Raw genomic sequence first — 16,602 nt, forward strand, 5'->3', positions numbered from 1 at the left:
AAGGAAACGTCGTCCAGGGTGGCCACCAGGCCCCAGGAGCCCAGGTAGTCCACGCCCAGGTAGCCCCGGCTGAACTCCTGGGTGCAGTCGAAGAGCAGGGAGTTGCCCGGTCCCCAGGCGCTGGTGATCACGGGCATGCGCTCGGAGCCGTCGCGGGTGGAGCCGTTCTCGCCGGAGCCGACCCAGAAGGCCAGGCGGGGGGTGAGGGCGTCGAATCCCGCGTACTCCACGGCGGCGTCCACGAAGTAGCCCCGGCGGCGGTTCTTGCCCCGGTCGGCCGCGCCGCCCTCGCCCCAGACCGCGTCGGCGTAGAACTTGAACGGGTCCAGGGCCGTGAGGGCGAAGGCCGCGCCCGCCCAGAAGTAGGGGGTCTGGGCCTCGCGCTGCCCGGCCGGGGGCAGGGCCTGCCCGGCCGAGAAGAGGTTGCTGGCCAGGGTCTGGTTGGCTCCGGCCCCGCCGGTTCCCACGGCGGCGTAGCCCGCGTTCCTCCCGGCCAGGGCCAGCATGCCCCAGGGCGTGGCCGTGAAGCCCGGCAGGGTGGCGGGCAGGGCGAGCGTCCAGGCGTCGAGCTCATCGGGGACCTGGGTGGTGGTGGGGTCCATGTCGCGGTTGGTGTCGAGGAAGCGCAGGTAGGCGGCCGTCACGCCCAGGCGTCCGTCCAGCAGGGGGACGGTCACGGCGGCCATGGGGGCGCGGATGCCGCCCAGCACCGGGTTGGCCGAAAAGAGATCGCCGGAGACGGGCAGGTTCACGTCCTGCTGGCCGATGGAGAATTCCGCGTCGGAGCCGGGCCAGTAGAACTGGAGGTAGGCCTGGTAGACGTCGATGGACACGGCCGGATTGTCCACGGTGTAGGTGCCGTTGCCCCAGGCGGTGTTGTTCACGCGCACGCCCAGGCGGAACTTGAGGGCCTCGTTGGCGATGAAGTCCGTGCGCAGGCGGAAGCGCTGCCAGACGGTGAAGGGGTCGGTGGTGCGGGTGGCGGCCCCGTTCCAGCCGGTGAAGTAGGTCTTGGACCAGTAGGTGCCGTGGATGCGCGCGTCGCCGGTCATGACCACTTCGGTGGCGGCGCGGGCGTTCACGGCGGACAAGGCGATGAGGACGGCGAGCGCGAGGCGCGCGGCGAGGCGATGCATGATCCTGGGACCCCCTTCGGCGTACTGGAGGCCCGGTGTACGTTCGTTAGCCCTGCGAATCAATCCCCCGCTGTCGGCCCAGGATGTCCAGGGGCGGCGGCGACTCGATGAAGCCGTGCTCGGCCAGGCACTGGAAGAAGCGGGAAAGGCCCTGCTGTTCCAGTTCGCCCAGGTCGTAGACCAGGCGGCCGAAGTAGCGCCTTATCTCTGCGCGGGTGAGTTTGGGGTAGATCAGGCTGGCCAGGGAAGCCATCTCCTCGATGGCCGCCACGCCCGCGCGTTTGGACTCCACCAGGAGCCGCGCGGCGGCGGCCAGCTCCTCCGGGCGCTCGGCCACGGCCTCGCGGCGGGCCACCCAGACGCCGAAGACGAAGGGCAGGCCGGTCCAGTCGCGCCAGACCTCGCCCAGGTCCAGCTGGTAGGGGAAGCGCGGGTCGCCGCGCAGGGCCAGGGCCTCGTCCCCGATGGCCAGCGCGGCGGGCTCTTCCGCGCCCAGGGCCATGGCCTGGCGCACGGGGCCCCGGCAGTCGCGGTAGGCCGGGCGCACGCCATAGACCCGCTCCAGCACGATGCGCAGAAGCGTCGCCGACGTGTGGGATTCCGCCGTGACCAGCACCGACTCCCCGGCCAGGCGCGCCAGGGGCACGCGGCTCACCAGGAGCACGCTCTTCACCGGGCCGAAGCTGCCGATGGCCAGGTCCGGCAGCAGGACGTAGTGTTCGGGGTTGCGCGCGTACTCGATGGAGGAGCAGGCCGAGAGGTCCAGCTCCCCGGCGCGGATGAGGTCGTTGAGCTTCGCGGGCGGGCCGCTGACCACCTCGAAGCCGTGGGACACCCATCCGGCCTCCAGGGGGTGGTAGATGGGCAGCACGTTCAGGTAGCTGATGCGCCCCAGGCGCACGGGCCGGATGCCCGGGGCGCTGGCGGCCCTCACAAGGGCTCCAGGAGGGTGTAATCCATGGAGCGCCGCCTGGGGGCGAAGCCCGCGCCCTCCACGGCCCGGCGCAGGCCCGGCTCGTCCATGCGGAAGCGCACCCCTGCGGCGGCCACCACGTTCTCCTCGATCATGGTGGAGCCGAAGTCGTTGGCCCCGTACCACAGGGACGCCTGGGCGATCTCGCGGCCCATGGTCACCCAGGAGGCCTGGACGTTGGCGAAGTTGTCCAGGGTCAGGCGCGAGACGGCCAGCACCCGCAGGTATTCCTGGGGCGAGCACTTGCGCCCGCCCAGGGCCGTGTTGTCGGGCTGGAAGCCCCAGGGGATGAAGGCCGTGAAGCCCCGGGTCTCGTCCTGGAGGTCGCGCAGGGCCGTGAGGTGCCCGATGCGCTCCTCCCAGGTCTCCACATGGCCGAACATCATGGTGGCCGTGGTGCGCAGCCCCTGGAGGTGGGCCTGGCGCATCACGTCCAGCCACTCGGCGCTGGAGCACTTGGCCGGGGCCACCAGCGCGCGCACGCGGTCCGAGAGGATCTCGGCCCCGCCGCCGGGGATGGAGGCCAGCCCCGCCGCGCGCAGCCGTCGCACGGTCTCGGACGGGGCCACGCCCGCGAGCTTCGAGAAGTAGACGATCTCCGGGGGGGAGAAGCCGTGCACGTGGACCAGGGGATGGCGTTCGCGCACGTAGGCGAGCAGGGCCTCGTAGTATTCCAGGCCCATTTCCGGGTTGTGCCCGCCCTGCAGGAGGATCTGGCGTCCGCCCAGGGCCAGGGTCTCCTCGATCTTGGCCGAGAGCTCCTCCCGGGTGAGGGCGTAGCCCCCGGCCTGGTTGGGGGCCTTGAAGAAGGCGCAGAAGCGGCAGCCGCACTCGCAGATGTTGGTGGAGTTCACGTTGCGGTCCACCACGTAGGTCACGAAGCGCCCCGGGTGCAGGCGCTGGCGCATGCGCCAGGCCAGGGAGCCCAGGTCGGACAGATCGGCGTGCAGGGCCAGGGCCAGGGCCTGGGAGGCGTCCAGGCGCTCACCCGCAGCGGCGGCGCGCAGGGCCTTGGGGGTGAGGGCGCGGAGGTCTTGGGCGTCAGCCATGGCGGGCCTCCTTGCGGGCGCTTTCGGGCGCGGCGCGGAACAGGCCGTCGCGGCGCACGGGGGTGAAGCCGGAGGCCCGGATGGCCTCCTCCAACTGGGCGGTGGTCAGGGCCTGGGAGGAATCGCTGCCCGCCTCGTGGCCGATCTTCTCCTCCACCACGGTGCCGTCGAGGTCGTCCGCGCCCCAGGAGAGGCACAGCTGGGCCAGCTTGAGCCCGAGCATCACCCAGTAGGCCTTGATGTGCGGGAAGTTGTCCAGCATGAGGCGCGAGACGGCCACGGTGCGCAGCACGTCCATGGCCTGGGGGCCTTGCGCCTCGGCCCCCAGGGGGTTGTTGCCGGGCAGGTAGGGCAGGGGGATGAAGCAGACGAAGCCGCCCGTGGCGTCCTGCTGGCGGCGCAGGGCGTCCAGGTGTTCCAGGCGCTCGCGGGGCGTCTCCACGTGGCCGAAGAGCATGGTGGCGTTGGAGCGAAGCCCGGCCTCGTGGGCCTGGGCCATCACCTGGAGCCAGCCAGCGCCCGAGAGTTTCTCCGGGCAGAGGGTGCGTCTGGCCGCGTCTGCGAAGATCTCGGCCCCGCCGCCCGGGAGCATGTCCACGCCCGCCTCGCGCAGGGCCGCGAGCACCCGGGAAACCTCGCGGCCCGAGAGCCTGGCCAGGTGCTCCACCTCCACGGCCGTGAGGGCCTTGATGGAGGCTGCCGGGTAGGCTGCGCGCACCCTGCGGGCCAGGTCCAGGTAGTAGTCGAGCCCCAGGCTCGGGTGGCAGCCGCCCACGATGTGCACCTCGTCCAGGGGGCCTGCGTCGGCCAGCTTGGCCATGGCCTCGTCGGGGGTGAGCACGTAGGCCCCCTTCTGGCCCTCGTCGCGGCGGTAGGCGCAGAAGCGGCAGCGGTTCACGCAGATGTTGGTGGGGTTCACGTGGCGGTTCACCACGTAGTGCGCCCTGTCCCCGTGACGGCGCGCGCGCGCGGCCCAGGCCAGGGCCTGGATGGCGTGGGGGTCCGGGCACTCCAGGAGGGCCAGGCCCTCGTCCAGCGAGAGGCGTTCGCCCGCCAGGACCTTGTCTCGCGCGGCGGCGAGGCCCAGGTCAGCGAAGGGGATCGTTTCCAAGGAGTGTTCCTTCTGGGGGGGAGGGGTTGGGGGCGTGGGCCCGGAGCATGCCCGCCAGCAGGGCGGCCAGCTTGCGGGCCGTGCGGCGCGCGGCCGCGGGGTCTTCCAGGGAGAGCGCGAGGCCCGAGGCCATCCAGGGCTCTGCCTGGGCCAGCACGAAGCGGTCCAGCACGGCGTCGAGCACGAAGACGGCCAGGTCGGGGTCCAGGTCAGGGGGCAGCTCGCCCCGGTCGCGCGCCTGAAGCACCACGGGTGTCAGGAAGCGGGCCGAGAGGGCGCGCACCTTGCTGAGGAAGCGCTCCCGGAGGGGGAAATCTTCGTGGTTGAGCATCTTGAGGTAGATGCGGTAGATGTCCGGATGTTGGCGGACAAGGCGCGTGCCCTCGTCCAGGATGCGCTCCAGGCGCTGGGCCAGGGGCAGCCCGGCGGTTTCGTCGCGGGCCTGGCGCAGGCCCTCGGAGAAGCGGTCCACGGCCTGGTCGAAGACCTTGGCGAAGAGCCCTTCCTTGCTGCCGAAATACTTGAAGAGAGACCCCTTGGCGATGCCCAGGCGCGCGGCCAGACGGTTCATGCTGGCCCCCAGGAAGCCGCGCTCGGCGAACTCGGCCCTGGCCTCGGTGAGGACCCGGAGCTGTTTGTCCGTGGGGATGTTCTGAAACGTGGAGGTGGTTTCCATGGTGCGAACCGAACCCGGTGACCGGGTGGTCATCGATACCCCCGGTGGGGCGGTCCGTCAAGGCGGGCTGAGCCTCGGCATTTCGCCCTGCCCCAACGACACGTTCATCTTCCACGCCCTGGTCCACGGCGTCACGGACGGTCCGGCGTTCGAGCCCCCGCTTTTGGCCGACGTGGAGGAATTGAACGCCCGCGCCTCCCGGGGCGAGCTGGACGTGGTGAAGATTTCGCTGGCCGCCGTGGCCGAGGCCGCCCCGCACTACCGCCTGCTTTCCTGCGGCGGGGCGCTGGGGCGCGGTGTGGGGCCGCTTCTGCTCACGCACAGGGCGCGCAACCCCAGAAGGCGCTTCAAGAGCCTGGCCGTGCCCGGGCGGCGCACCACGGCGGCGCTCCTGGCGCGGCTGATGGGCGTGGAGGGCAGCGTGGTGGAGCTGCGCTACGACGAGATCATGCCCGCCCTGGCCGCCTGCGAGGTGGACGCGGGGGTGGTGATCCACGAGGGGCGCTTCACCTATCCCGGCTTCGGCCTGCGCCTCGTGGAGGATCTGGGGGCCTGGTGGGAGGGCCGCTTCGGCCTGCCCCTGCCGCTGGGGGCTATCGCCGTGCGCCGGGACCTGGGCCCCGAGGTGGCCCAGTCCGTTGCCGGGGCCATCCGCGCGAGCCTGCGCCACGCGCACGAGCACCCCGACGACAGCAGGGAATGGATCGCGGCCAACGCCCAGGAGCTTTCGCCCGAGGTGACGGCCCGGCACATCGAGACGTTCGTCACCGACTTCAGCATGGACGTGGGCGAGGAGGGCCGCCGGGCCATCGAGCTGCTGGCCGGGCGGGCCTTCGAGGCCGCCGGGACCGGCCCGGAGGACGGGCTGTTCTGGTAGCGGCTCAGGCCGTCTCTTCCACGATGCGCCCCGAGGAGGCCTCCGGCGCCGCCTGGGCGAGGCTGGCCAGCATGTTGGAGGGCAGATCGGCGGCGATCGGCGCGGGGGACGCCTCCGCCGGGCGCGCCTGGGCGAGGCTGGCCAGGATGCTCGACGGCAGGTCCGCTTCGGGCGGCTGGGGGATTTCCACGGGCGGTGCGGCCTGGGTCAGGCTGGCCAGGACGCTTGAAGGCAGATCCGCGTCGGGCGGCCTGGCGACCTCCACGGGGGGCGCTGCCTGGGTCAGGCCGGCCAGGATGCTCGACGGCAGATCCGCTTCGGGCGGCTGGGGGATTTCCACGGGCGGTGCGGCCTGGGTCAGGCTGGCCAGGATGCTGGAAGGCAGGTCCGCGTCGGGCGGCCCGGCGACCTCCACGGGTGGCGCGGCCTGGGCGAGGCTGGCCAGGATGCTGGAAGGCAGGTCCGCGTCGGGCGGCCCGGCCCCGCCCGGGGAGGCTCCCCCCTGGGACTGGGACATGAAGCCCAGGATGGCGCTGGGGTTGTCCGGGCTGTCGGGCACGTCCCAGGGCGCCTCGCCGGGCGCCCAGGGCGGCTTGGCCTCGGACAGCCCGGCCAGGATTTTGGAGGGGTTGTCCGTCTCGGGCAGGCTGTCGGCCAGGGAGCTGCGGAACCGGGCGTCCATGACGCTGGGGCGGTCCGGGTGCCCGGCCGGTTTTTCGTCGATGTTGGCGGGAATGGTGGCCCCTTCGGCCGCGCGCTGCGCCCGGAACATCTCGTCGGGCGGCTGCGCGCCCGCGTAGCGCAGGAAATGGCGATCCCAGACGTGCACGGCGAATCTCCTGCCCGAAGGGTGTGGAAAGCGGCGTCCAAGTCCCCTATAATCCCTGAACCGACGCAAGAAAAGGGCCTGGCAGCGCCCTGAAGGAGCAAGACCATGGCCGACAAGCAGACCGGAACGCCATCCCCCGCCGCCGGCCCCGCGCCCGGCGAGCCCGCGCCCGCCTTCACCCTCACGGCCGCCCTGCCCGGCGGCGGCGAGGAGACCGTGAGCCTGGAATCCCTGGCGGGCCGCTGGACCGTGCTCTACGCCTACCCCAAGGACCAGACCAGCGGCTGCACCGTCGAGGCCCAGGAGTTCACGGCCCTGGCGGACCGCTTCGAGGCCCTGGGGGCCAGGGTGCTCGGGGTCTCGCGCGATTCGCTCAAGGCGCACCACGCCTTCATCTCCAAGAAGGAACTGGGAGTGGGCCTTCTTTCCGATCCCTCCACGCAGACCCTCAAGGCCCTGGGCTCCTGGGGCCTGAAGACCCAGTGCGGCAAGACCTGCGAGGGGACCATCCGCTCCACGGTGCTGGTGGGGCCGGACCTCAAGGTGGCCGCGCGCTGGGCCAAGGCCGCCAGCAAGGGGCACGCCGCCCAGGTGCTGGAAAAGCTGGAGGAACTCGTCCGGGGCTGAACCCCTCGGGAAGACGCCGAAGCGGCGGGCCGGGGCGGGGACGCCCAGGCGCTCCGCAGGATTCGCCGCCGCAGGGGCGGGGAAAGAGGACTCGGCCCTAGTCGGCCGAGGGGGCCTTGGGCGGGGCCACGGGGAGGGTTTCGTCCTTGGCCTTGGCGTTCCAGCGGTCTTTCACGGCCAGGTACTCCTCCTGGGTGAGGGTGCGTTCCAGCAGGCCGAAAAAACGCGAACGCAGGATCACCAGATCGTGGTAGCTTTGGGCCTTGTCGATGAGGGCCAGGTAGTGCGCGGCGTCGTGGTTTTCCATGGTTTCTCTCCTCTACCGCACCCGGAGGCCTGTTGCAACAGGATCCGCAGTAAGGTCTTGAAAGGGCGGGGCTCTTTGGTTAGGCTGTCCGGTGATGACGCTTGCGGCGGTCTCCCGGTGTGATCCGCCGATTCCTCTAGGCAGAGAATTCATGAATCCTATCCGAACGATGCTTCTCGCGGCGGCGCTGGCCTGCCTTCTCGCGGCCCCGCAGCCGGCCCTGGCCCAGCAGCTCTTCGTGGCCGACGTGCAGGAAATCACGGTGCGCACCGGCCCCACGCTCGAGAACAAGATCGTGCAGATGCTCAAGAGCGGGTCGCGCGTGGAGAAACTCAAGGAAGAGGGCGAGTGGTACTACGTGCGCACGGACACCGGCAAGGAAGGCTGGGTGCTCAAGCGTTACCTCTCCACCGACACGCCCGTGCGCGTGCAGTTCGACGAATTCAAGTCCCGCAACTCGGACCTGATCGAGAAGGCCGGCAAGGTGGAGGCCATCATCGGCAAGTACGAGGAGGACAACAAGAACCTCCGTCAGACCCTCACGACGCTCCAGGCGGAGCATGCGCGGGTCAAGGCCGAGTTCGAGGCCCTCTCCAAGGCCAACGCCAACGTGGCCGAAATGACCAAGAGCCACGCCGATCTCAAGGCCGCCTTCGACACGGCCCGGCAGGAGATGGAGCGCCTGCGCCGTGAAAACGAGTCCCTGCGCGACCTCTCCGACGTGAAATGGTTCCTGGCCGGGGCGGGCGTGCTGCTCGCGGGGTGGCTGTTCGGCTACCTGCTGGGCCGCTCGGCCCGCAAGAAGGCCAACCGCATGTACTTGTAATGACGCGGGCTGCGGCCCGCATCCGGAACGCATCCAGACCTTTTCCGCCCGGCCCCGCGCCGGGCGCTTCCGTTTCGAGGGCCGAGCCGCCTTTCCCCACGCGGAGCCCCCGCTTTGGACCACGCGAAAACCACCCGAAATGCACGGTTCTGCAGCTTGTCGTTTGACTTGAGCCGATGAGCAAAGTATCTAATAGAATTAGGCGATAATCGTTAACCTGTTGCCTGTAGCCTTCAGATCCGGTCGGACAAGGGCATCAAAGGACGGAGGGTGTGTCATGGCGGCGTGTGGTCGTTGCGAGGTCCTTCCCGGTGAAATGCCAGCGGAAGGGACCCTGTACCTCGTGCCTCCCATCGACCCGGTGGCGAGGAATCTGCGGCATTTTCTGGAATCCATGGGCGCCAGCTTCAGCGAGCCCTATCAGGGCGTGTTCGCCATCGTGCTCGAAGCCGGAGCGCTTCCTGCGCTGTGCGGCGGCTTCCTGTGCGGCCTGGGCGAGGCGGAGCAGCGCGACACCCGCTCGCTGATCGTCGAGCCGGGCGCGACCCCCAGCATCCAGGAGCTGGTGCAGATGCAGTCCCTGGCGACGCTGCTGGCCAGGTTCCAGGGGCAGTGGCTGGTGGAAGTGCTCAAGGCGGGCAGGATCACGAGCCACTTCCAGCCCATCGTGTCCTGCGAGGCCCCCGGCCAGGTGCATGGCCACGAATGCCTGCTGCGCGGGTTCGAGGCCGACGGCGCGCCCGTCTCCCCGGGCCGGATGTTCGACGTGGCCCGCCGGGGAGACCTGCTCTTCTACCTGGACCGCGCCGCGCGCATCTGCGCCATCGAGTCGGCCAGCCGGGCCGGGCTGGAGGGGAAGCTTTTCATCAACTTCAACCCCACCTCCATCTACACGCCGGAATACTGCCTGCAGACCACTCTTCAGGCCGTCAGCGAGGCGGGCGTCAGCCACGAGGCCATCGTGTTCGAGGTGGTGGAGAGCGACGAGGTGAAGGACATGGGGCACCTGGTCAAGGTGGTGGAATTCTACCGCGCCAAGGGCTTCCGCGTGGCCCTGGACGACCTGGGCGCGGGATACTCCTCGCTGAGCCTGCTCCATCGCCTGCGGCCGGACTACATCAAGATCGACATGGAAATCGCGCGCGGCGTGCACGAAGACCCCTACAAGGCCCGGGTGGCCTCCACCATCCTGGACATGGCCAGGGACCTGGGTATGCTCACCATTGCCGAGGGCGTGGAGACCGAGGGCGAACACCAGTGGTTCCGCCGTAACGGAGCCGACCTCGCGCAGGGCTATCTCTTCGGAAAACCTTCACCCGGCGGCAGCCGGGACGCGTCGCGCGCCACAGGAGCATGAAGTGCACCCGAGCCACCTGACCATCCGGGACGCCGTCTGGCCCCTCCACGTCCGCCTGGAGACGCTCCCGCCCATGGCCGCGGTGGCCGAGGGCCGGGCGAGCCTGGAGGAATACGTCTTCGCGCTCCGCGCGCTCCATGGTTTCCTGGTCCCGCTGGAGCAGGGCCTGGACGCCTTCTCGCGCGAGGGCCGGGGCGGCCCGGGGCTGGTGGCGCACCTGCGGGGCAGGCGATGGTCCCGTCTGGCCCTGCTGGAAGAGGACCTTCGCCGCCTGGGCCTCGACGAGGCCGCCCGGGAGGCCTTGCCGCGCTGCCGGAACATCCCGTCGCCGACGTCTCCCGCCCTGGCCCTGGCCCAGCTCTACGTGCTGGAGGGATCGCGCCTGGGGGGGAAGGTCATTGCGTCCCGCGTGGGGCAGAGCCTGGGGCTGGACGCCTCCAACGGCTGCGCCTATTTTTCGAGCGGCGGCATGGAGGTCGCTGCGTACTGGAGCGGCTTCAGGCAACTGCTGGAAGATTCCCTGGACCGCGAGGGGGTGGCCGAAGCGGCGGACGCGGCGAGAGGGTGCTTCCTGGCCCTGGAAGGCTGGCTGCGGGAGTGTGCCGGGTGACGGCCTCCGCCGACGAAGGGGTCGAAAGCCTTCCTTTGCGCAGCTGCGACAGGGAACCGGTGCACGTGCCGGGACAGGTGCAGGGGCACGGGGTCCTGCTGGCGATCGACGAGGTCTCGCTGCGCGTGGCGCAGGCGGCGGGGGACGCGCGGGGGCTCCTGGGCGTCGATCCCGGCGAGATGCCGGGAGAGCCGCTCTCCGCGTTCTTCGCGCAGGAAGACGCCTTGCGCCTGGAACAGCTGACCAGGACGGCCTGCGACAGGCCACGCGACGTGGTCCAGCTGCATGCGGCGCGCGGTGGGCCGGGCGCTCTCGCCGCCACGGCGCACACGGTGAGGGGGCTGCTGGCGCTCGAACTCGAGCCCGCCGGCCTCGGCGTGGCCCACAGCCTCTCCTGGCTGCAGGTCTGCTGCTGCGACCTGCAGGAGGGCATGGCCTCCTCGACGGACTTCGACAGCCTCTTCGACCGGATCATCCGCACCGTCCGGGAGCTCACCGGGGTCGACCGGGTGATGCTCTACCAGTTCCACAAGGACTACAGCGGCGAGGTGGTGGCCGAGGTCAAGGTCCCGGAACTGTTGCCTTTCCTGGGGCATCGCTATCCGGCCTCCGACATCCCCGAGCCCGCCCGCAAGCTCTACCTGAAGAACTGGCTGCGGCTCATCCCGGACGTGACCATCGAATCCCGGCCCCTCACCCCCCCCACACCGCCGGACCAACCGCCCCTGGACATGACCCACGCGCGCCTGCGAGCCGTGTCCCCCATCCACATCGAGTATCTCCGGAACATGGGGGTGAGCGCATCGCTGTCGCTGTCGGTGATCGTCCGGGGAGAGTTGTGGGGGCTCATCGCCTGCCACCACTACAGCGGCCCCAAGCACCTGTGCTTCGAGGTGCAGCGGGCATTGACGCTCATGGCCCAGTGCTTCAGCATGACGCTCTCGGCGCTGCTGGCGCGCCGGGACTACGAGAACCGCCTGAAGACCGAGGCGCTGCTCGCGGGCCTGCACGCGCGGATCAGGGGGGCGGCGGCGCTGGAGAAGCTCGTGCCGCGCATCGCCGGGCGGCTGCTGGAGCTGGTCGGCGCGCAAGGGATGGCCATGGTGGGCAGGCGGGGCGTCTCCCTGCACGGCCGCACCCCCGACGCGGACGTGGTGAAGCGGCTGGCCAGATGGGTCTTCGCCCGCTGCGAGGGAGAGGTGTTCACGCACGACCGGCTGGGCGGCGAGCTGCCCGAGTACGAGGGCCTGAACCGGACCGCGGCCGGCGTCCTGGCCTTGAGCATCGCCGGGGCGGACCGGATCGCGTTCCTGTGGTTCCGGCCGGAGATGACCGTGGAGGAGCTCTGGGGCGGCGATCCGTCCAAGCCGTACACGCTCAACCCCGAGACCGGAAAGATCCATCCCCGGACCTCCTTCGAAACCTACCGGCGGACCGTGCGCGGCGTGAGCAGACCCTGGGCCGAGCACGAGATCCACGCCGCGCGGAGCCTCGTCCCGATCCTCAACGCCCACATCCTGCGCATCACCGAATCCCTGGTGCGCAGGAACCGCAAGGCCCTCAAGGAAAAGAACGCCCTTTTGGAGGCCATCTCCAGGACCGACGCCCTCACGGGCGTGTTGAACAGGCGGGCGCTCTTCGACGCCCTCGAGACGGAACTGCGCCGGAGCAGGCGTTACGACGGAAAGGTGGCCCTTGCCATGCTGGACGTGGACCATTTCAAGTCCGTCAACGACCGCCACGGGCACCAGACCGGCGACCTGGTGCTCAAGGCGGTGGCCTCGCGGCTCCTGCAGGAGGCCAGGGGAACCGACGTGATCGGGCGCTACGGCGGCGAGGAGTTCCTGATGGTCATGCCGGAGACGTCCCTGGAGAGCGCCGTGGTGGTGGCCGAGCGCGTCCGCGCGGCCATCGGGGACATGCTCCTCGATGCCTTGGGCGGCCACGTCACCGTGAGCATCGGCGTGGCGCGCCACGAGGGCGAAGCCATCCTGGACCTGGTGGCGAAGGTGGACGCCAGGCTCTACGAGGCCAAGGCCGGAGGCCGCAACCGCGTGGCCTTCTAGCGGCCTGCAGAATCTTCCTGGCTGGCTGGGTCGCGCGGACGGCTATGACCTTCGATCCCCAAGAGGAACCGCGCTTCGGCGGCGTTCCCGAATCGTGCGCTCAGCCTTCTCCGGCGTCGCGCTCCAGCAGTTCCAGCACTCCGGGCAGCAGCGCGCCGCGCTCTTCGGGCGTGGCCATCTCCACCTGCTCGATCACCCGGCCCCTGCTGTAGACCACCAGGGTCTGGGCGAAGGCCGCCACGTCGTCGGGGTCGTGGGTGATGAGCACGACGGGCGTGCCGAAGCGCTCCAGCGTGGCCGTGAGCTCCCGGCGCATGCGCACGCGCAGCAGCGGGTCCAGGGCCGAGAAGGGCTCGTCCAGGAGCAGGGCCTGGGGCCGGGAAACCAGCGCCCTGGCCAGGGCCACCTTCTGGCGCTGCCCGCCCGAGAGGCGGGAGGGCATCTCGCGCGCCAGGTGCGCGATGCCCATGGCCTCGAGCATGGCGGTCACCTCGTCCCGTTGAGCTGGCGAAAGCCTGCCGGGCCAGCCCGGGGCCAGCCCGAAGCCCACGTTGGCCTGCACCGTCAGGTGCGGGAAAAGGGCATAGTCCTGGAAGAGATAGCCCAGGCCGCGTCGCTGGGGAGGCAGGTCCACGCCCTCGCGGCTGTCGAAGAGCGCGCGCCCGTCCAGCTCGATGCGCCCTCCCGCCGGGCGCAGGAGCCCGGCCATGGCCTTGAGCGTGAGCGTCTTGCCCGAGCCCGAAGGGCCGAAGAGCACCACGGGCCCCTGGGCCGCCTCGAAGGCGCTGCGCAGGTGGAAGGTGCGCCCGCCGCTGCCCAGGCGGGCCTCGATGTCCACGCGGACCCTCACGGCCTTGGTCTCGCAAGGCGTCCGGAGCCCACCAGCACGGCCATGCTTGCCAGGGTGACCACCAGGGTGAGGAACGCGGCCTGGCCGTCCTGGCCGGCCATCACGGCGCTGTACACGGCCAGGGAGAGGGTCTGGGTCTTGCCGGGGATGTTGCCCGCGATCATGAGCGTGGCCCCGAACTCGCCCATGGCCCGGGCGAAGGCCAGCATGGCCCCGGCCAGGATGCCGCGCCAGGCCAGGGGCAGGCTCACCCGCGCGAAGAGCGCGAAGCCGGACGAGCCCAGCGTGCGCGCGGCGTCCACGAGGTTGGCGTCCACGGCGTCGAAGGCCGCGCGCGCGGTGGTGAACACCAGGGGAAAGGCCACCACGGCCGAGGCCACCACGGCCCCCTGCCAGCTGAACATCAGCGTGACCCCGAACGTCTCCAGCAGCCAGCGCCCCATCACGCCGTTGCGTCCGAAGAGCACCAGCAGATAATAGCCCAGCACCGTGGGCGGCAGGACCATGGGCATGGTGGCCAGGGCGTCCAGCACGCTCCGGCCCGGGAAGTCCCGGCGGGAGAGGGCCCACGCCGCAGGGACCCCGGCGCTCAGCGCCCCCAGGGTGGCCAGCAGGGCCACCTTGAGGGTGAGCAGCAGGGGCGCGGCTACCGAATCCATGCGCCTCGGTCGCGGGCGCGCGACCTCTCGCGGCACGCGGGCACGGGGTCCAGCGAGAGTTCCGACCACCACATGCAGCGGTCGCGTCCGGGGATGAGTTCGAGGAGCCAGTAGAGCGCGACGATGGCCGCGAGGGTTCCCACGAGAAGCCAGTCGATCATGGCCTTGTCCTCCTTTTCGGGCACGGCCCGGGGGGCCGTCGAAGAGGAAAAGGCAACTTGCGTGCCAGGCTGCGAGTGCCGCATGGGCGTGTGATTCAAAGGGGTTGTCGAAGCCATGCGCGGGCCGCGAGAATACAAAAGTGTAGCTTTACAACGGATACCTACAAAATTGTCTGATCCGGGGAGTCCTTGAGGAACTTCACGACCACGAGGGTCAGGTCGTCATGGCGCGGGGTTCTGCCGCGGAAGGCCTCCACGGCGTCGAGCACGGCCTGGAGCACGTCGCGGGCGTGGAGGCTGGCGTGTTCGGCCATGGCGGCGCGCAGGCGCTCCTTGCCGAACATCTCGCCCAGGGCGTTGCGGCATTCCCAGACGCCGTCGGTGGCCATCACGAGGAGTTCCCCGGCCTTCCAGCCCCTGCGTAGGCCCTCCTCGTAGCCCCAGCAGGGCTCGACGCCCAGGGGGATGCCCTTTCCGTCCAGTTCGCAAAAGCCCCCGGTGGCGGGGCTGTAGACGATGGCCGGATCGTGTCCGGCCTTGACGAAGCGGATGAGCCCTCGCTGGGTGTCCAGGGCCAGCCAGAAGAGGGTCATGAAGCGGCCGGTGGAGCCGGTGTCGGCGCACATGAGCCGGTTCACGCGGGAGAGTTTGTCGTCCATGGGGCCGGGCTGCCCGGCGCCGGAGCGGATGAGGGCGCGGGCGCTGGCCATGAGCAGGGCCGCGCCGATGCCGTGTCCGGTCACGTCGCCCACGGCCACGGAGAAGCCCTTGGCGTCCGGGTCGGGGTGGGGGAGGTAGTCGAAGTAGTCGCCGCCCGTTGAGTCGCAGGGGATGTTGGCGCCTGCCACCTCCACGCCGGGTGCGCGCGGCGGGGCGTGGGGCAGGAAGTCCTGCTGGATGCTGGCGGCGATTTCCAGTTCGAACTCCATGCGCTGCTTGGCGAGCATGGCCTGGTGCAGCCGGGCGTTCTCGATGGCGATGGCGGCCTGGGCGGCGATGATGGTGAAGAGGTCGAGGTCCTCCTCGATGAAGGGGCCGCCGGTGGTTTTGTTCATGAGGGCGGCCACGCCGATGGTGCGGTTGCGCGCGGTGAGGGGCACGCAAAGGATGGTGTTGGTGCGGTAGCCGGTGCGGCGGTCCACTTCGCGGTTGAAGCGGGGGTCGGCGTAGGCGTCGGGCACGAGCACGGGGGTGCGGTTCACCTGCACCCAGCCCGCGATGCCCTCGCCCCGGCGCAGCACGTGCCCCTTGGGGAGCATGGCGGCCACGGGCCCCTGGGCCACGGTGAACACCAGATCGCCGCTGGCCTCGTCGGTGAGCAGGAGGCTGCACGTTTCGGCGTCCGAGGCCTGGCGGGAGGCCGTCATGATGCGTTCCAGAACGTCGTCGAGGTCGATGGAGGAACTGATGAGCGCGCACAACTCGAAACAGCGGCGCAGGTTCTCCATGCGTCGCGCGAGGAGGGCCGGGTCCGTGGCGTCCTGGTCTGGCGGCATGCTGAGTTCATGCCTTCAAAAGCCCAATGTGTCCAGGGGGAAGGGCTTCATTTTGAGGCGTGGATCGTGAAGATCGCGTGATGATCCGGGGTGTTCGCCCCCGCCGAGGACGGCGACGCGCCCCCGCCGCCGTCCTCGGAGAGCTGCCGGAACGCCCCGCCCGCGTGCGTGCCGCGTTCAAAGAACGACTCCTCCGGCATCCGGGCGTTTTCCGGATTGCCAGCCGCAGTCATGGCCGCCGGGCGGCTGCGTCAGGTCCGTGCTCCGTACCCGGCAGTTTCCGGCCCAGTGGTTGACCCGTGTCCGATTCGGTGAGAATATCCTGTTGCGCGTAACGAATAATATATGCTGCGGATAGGGGCGGTCAGTTCGGTCCCTTCGCCACAGTGAGGAATGGACATGCGCCACGTTGCTTTTCTTCTGCTCCTGCTCCTGGCTCCTTATCTCGGATTTGCCGCCAACAAGACCGTGAAGGTCAGGGGCGTTATCGGGCTTTGTGGAACTGACGAATGCGGGATTGGGGGGCTCGGTGCATACTATGCTTTTGCTCCGCATAGCGCCATTTATAACGCAATCCTATCAGTGTGTGGATTTGGCGATGACTGTGAAATTATAGGAAAAGTTGATGCAATGGGATTTGTAACTTCAGTTTCGCATGTGCGCCATATAGATACAAATTTTGAGCCTGGAAAGGATGCTGTTTATGATGCAGCTATGCGGCTTATTTCGGTTGATAAAAGTCTTAGGATGGCCATAAATCACATCGATGGAGTCTGCTTGCTTCGCTCGGTAAAAGTGGCAAGCTCGAAGCAGAATGTATGGCGAGTAAAATTTTATGTTAAATATTACAAAAATTATAGCCAGAAAAAAACACGGACATGGAATGTCTATTTGATGAGAAGTGGTATCGGGTGGCAATTGTATAAAATACAGCCGTAGCCTTGCGTTGCAAGGCCACGGCCTGGTTATTCAATGATCAGCTGCCCGGGCAC

The 16,602-nt window shown here is 69.4% G+C and carries 19 protein-coding genes; 7 read left to right on the plus strand and 12 right to left on the minus strand.

Going from position 1 to position 16,602, the window contains the following annotated elements:
• The 5 genes from ACV4UX_RS05285 to ACV4UX_RS05305 all read right to left on the minus strand — a co-directional run.
• A partial coding sequence (locus tag ACV4UX_RS05285; protein ID WP_491592276.1) for an alginate export family protein occupies positions 1–1,136 on the minus strand: 1,136 nt, incomplete at its 3' end.
• A gap of 46 nt (positions 1,137–1,182) precedes the next feature.
• Positions 1,183–2,070, minus strand: coding sequence for a menaquinone biosynthetic enzyme MqnA/MqnD family protein (locus ACV4UX_RS05290; protein ID WP_491592277.1), 888 nt, complete (start codon positions 2,068–2,070; stop codon positions 1,183–1,185).
• The gene (gene mqnC / locus ACV4UX_RS05295) at positions 2,067–3,158 is read right to left on the minus strand and encodes a cyclic dehypoxanthinyl futalosine synthase (protein ID WP_491592278.1); all 1,092 of its coding nucleotides are present in this window, start codon (positions 3,156–3,158) and stop codon (positions 2,067–2,069) included. Before mqnC ends, ACV4UX_RS05290 begins: the two co-directional genes overlap by 4 nt.
• Complete coding sequence (gene mqnE, locus ACV4UX_RS05300; protein WP_491592279.1) at positions 3,151–4,269, minus strand: aminofutalosine synthase MqnE; 1,119 nt, start codon at positions 4,267–4,269, stop codon at positions 3,151–3,153. The genes mqnC and mqnE overlap by 8 nt, the downstream gene beginning before the upstream one ends.
• Positions 4,247–4,945 carry a TetR/AcrR family transcriptional regulator gene (locus ACV4UX_RS05305; RefSeq protein WP_491592280.1) on the minus strand — a complete coding sequence of 233 codons (699 nt, stop codon included), beginning with the start codon at positions 4,943–4,945 and terminating at the stop codon, positions 4,247–4,249. Before ACV4UX_RS05305 ends, mqnE begins: the two co-directional genes overlap by 23 nt.
• Between ACV4UX_RS05305 and ACV4UX_RS05310 the strand changes: the two genes are divergently transcribed.
• Positions 4,944–5,822, plus strand: a complete 879-nt coding sequence (locus ACV4UX_RS05310) for a 1,4-dihydroxy-6-naphtoate synthase (protein ID WP_491592281.1) — start codon at positions 4,944–4,946, stop codon at positions 5,820–5,822. The genes ACV4UX_RS05305 and ACV4UX_RS05310 overlap by 2 nt on opposite strands.
• Positions 5,823–5,826: 4 nt before the next feature.
• Here the strand turns inward: ACV4UX_RS05310 and ACV4UX_RS05315 are convergent, their stop codons facing one another.
• Complete coding sequence (locus ACV4UX_RS05315) at positions 5,827–6,651, minus strand: hypothetical protein (RefSeq protein WP_491592282.1); 825 nt, start codon at positions 6,649–6,651, stop codon at positions 5,827–5,829.
• 105 nt (positions 6,652–6,756) lie between these two features.
• Here ACV4UX_RS05315 and ACV4UX_RS05320 point away from each other — a divergent pair, with 105 nt between their 5' ends.
• Positions 6,757–7,278, plus strand: a complete 522-nt coding sequence (locus tag ACV4UX_RS05320; protein WP_491592283.1) for a peroxiredoxin — start codon at positions 6,757–6,759, stop codon at positions 7,276–7,278.
• 97 nt (positions 7,279–7,375) lie between these two features.
• Here the strand turns inward: ACV4UX_RS05320 and ACV4UX_RS05325 are convergent, their stop codons facing one another.
• Entirely contained in the window at positions 7,376–7,585 is a 210-nt protein-coding gene (locus ACV4UX_RS05325; RefSeq protein WP_491592284.1) for a hypothetical protein, read from the minus strand.
• Between the two features lie 151 nt (positions 7,586–7,736).
• Here ACV4UX_RS05325 and ACV4UX_RS05330 point away from each other — a divergent pair, with 151 nt between their 5' ends.
• From ACV4UX_RS05330 to ACV4UX_RS05345, 4 genes are all read left to right on the plus strand, one after another.
• Entirely contained in the window at positions 7,737–8,411 is a 675-nt protein-coding gene (locus ACV4UX_RS05330; RefSeq protein ID WP_491592285.1) for a TIGR04211 family SH3 domain-containing protein, read from the plus strand.
• A 394-nt stretch (positions 8,412–8,805) separates the two neighbouring features.
• Positions 8,806–9,768 (plus strand): EAL domain-containing protein, encoded by a 963-nt coding sequence (locus tag ACV4UX_RS05335; RefSeq protein WP_491592286.1) that lies wholly within the window; start codon positions 8,806–8,808, stop codon positions 9,766–9,768.
• Position 9,769: 1 nt separating this feature from the next.
• On the plus strand, positions 9,770–10,378 hold the full coding sequence (locus tag ACV4UX_RS05340; RefSeq protein ID WP_491592287.1) for a biliverdin-producing heme oxygenase: 609 nt from the start codon (positions 9,770–9,772) through the stop codon (positions 10,376–10,378).
• A complete protein-coding gene (locus tag ACV4UX_RS05345) occupies positions 10,375–12,444 on the plus strand; it encodes a sensor domain-containing diguanylate cyclase (protein ID WP_491592288.1) in 2,070 nt (689 codons plus the stop codon). Before ACV4UX_RS05340 ends, ACV4UX_RS05345 begins: the two co-directional genes overlap by 4 nt.
• Positions 12,445–12,544: 100 nt before the next feature.
• Here the strand turns inward: ACV4UX_RS05345 and ACV4UX_RS05350 are convergent, their stop codons facing one another.
• The 5 genes from ACV4UX_RS05350 to ACV4UX_RS05370 form a co-directional block, all read right to left on the minus strand.
• Positions 12,545–13,294: an ATP-binding cassette domain-containing protein gene (locus ACV4UX_RS05350; RefSeq protein ID WP_491592289.1), complete on the minus strand. Its 750-nt coding sequence runs from the start codon at positions 13,292–13,294 to the stop codon at positions 12,545–12,547.
• Positions 13,291–13,953 carry a molybdate ABC transporter permease subunit gene (gene modB, locus ACV4UX_RS05355; RefSeq protein WP_491592290.1) on the minus strand — a complete coding sequence of 221 codons (663 nt, stop codon included), beginning with the start codon at positions 13,951–13,953 and terminating at the stop codon, positions 13,291–13,293. Before modB ends, ACV4UX_RS05350 begins: the two co-directional genes overlap by 4 nt.
• Complete coding sequence (locus ACV4UX_RS05360; protein WP_491592291.1) at positions 13,941–14,114, minus strand: hypothetical protein; 174 nt, start codon at positions 14,112–14,114, stop codon at positions 13,941–13,943. The genes modB and ACV4UX_RS05360 overlap by 13 nt, the downstream gene beginning before the upstream one ends.
• A 161-nt stretch (positions 14,115–14,275) precedes the next feature.
• Positions 14,276–15,610, minus strand: a complete 1,335-nt coding sequence (locus tag ACV4UX_RS05365) for a PP2C family protein-serine/threonine phosphatase (RefSeq protein ID WP_491592292.1) — start codon at positions 15,608–15,610, stop codon at positions 14,276–14,278.
• 47 nt (positions 15,611–15,657) lie between these two features.
• Positions 15,658–15,843: a hypothetical protein gene (locus tag ACV4UX_RS05370; RefSeq protein WP_491592293.1), complete on the minus strand. Its 186-nt coding sequence runs from the start codon at positions 15,841–15,843 to the stop codon at positions 15,658–15,660.
• A 166-nt stretch (positions 15,844–16,009) separates the two neighbouring features.
• Between ACV4UX_RS05370 and ACV4UX_RS05375 the strand changes: the two genes are divergently transcribed.
• Complete coding sequence (locus ACV4UX_RS05375; protein WP_491592294.1) at positions 16,010–16,549, plus strand: hypothetical protein; 540 nt, start codon at positions 16,010–16,012, stop codon at positions 16,547–16,549.
• Positions 16,550–16,602 lie beyond the last annotated feature (53 nt).

Source organism: Fundidesulfovibrio sp., from assembly GCF_058402725.1.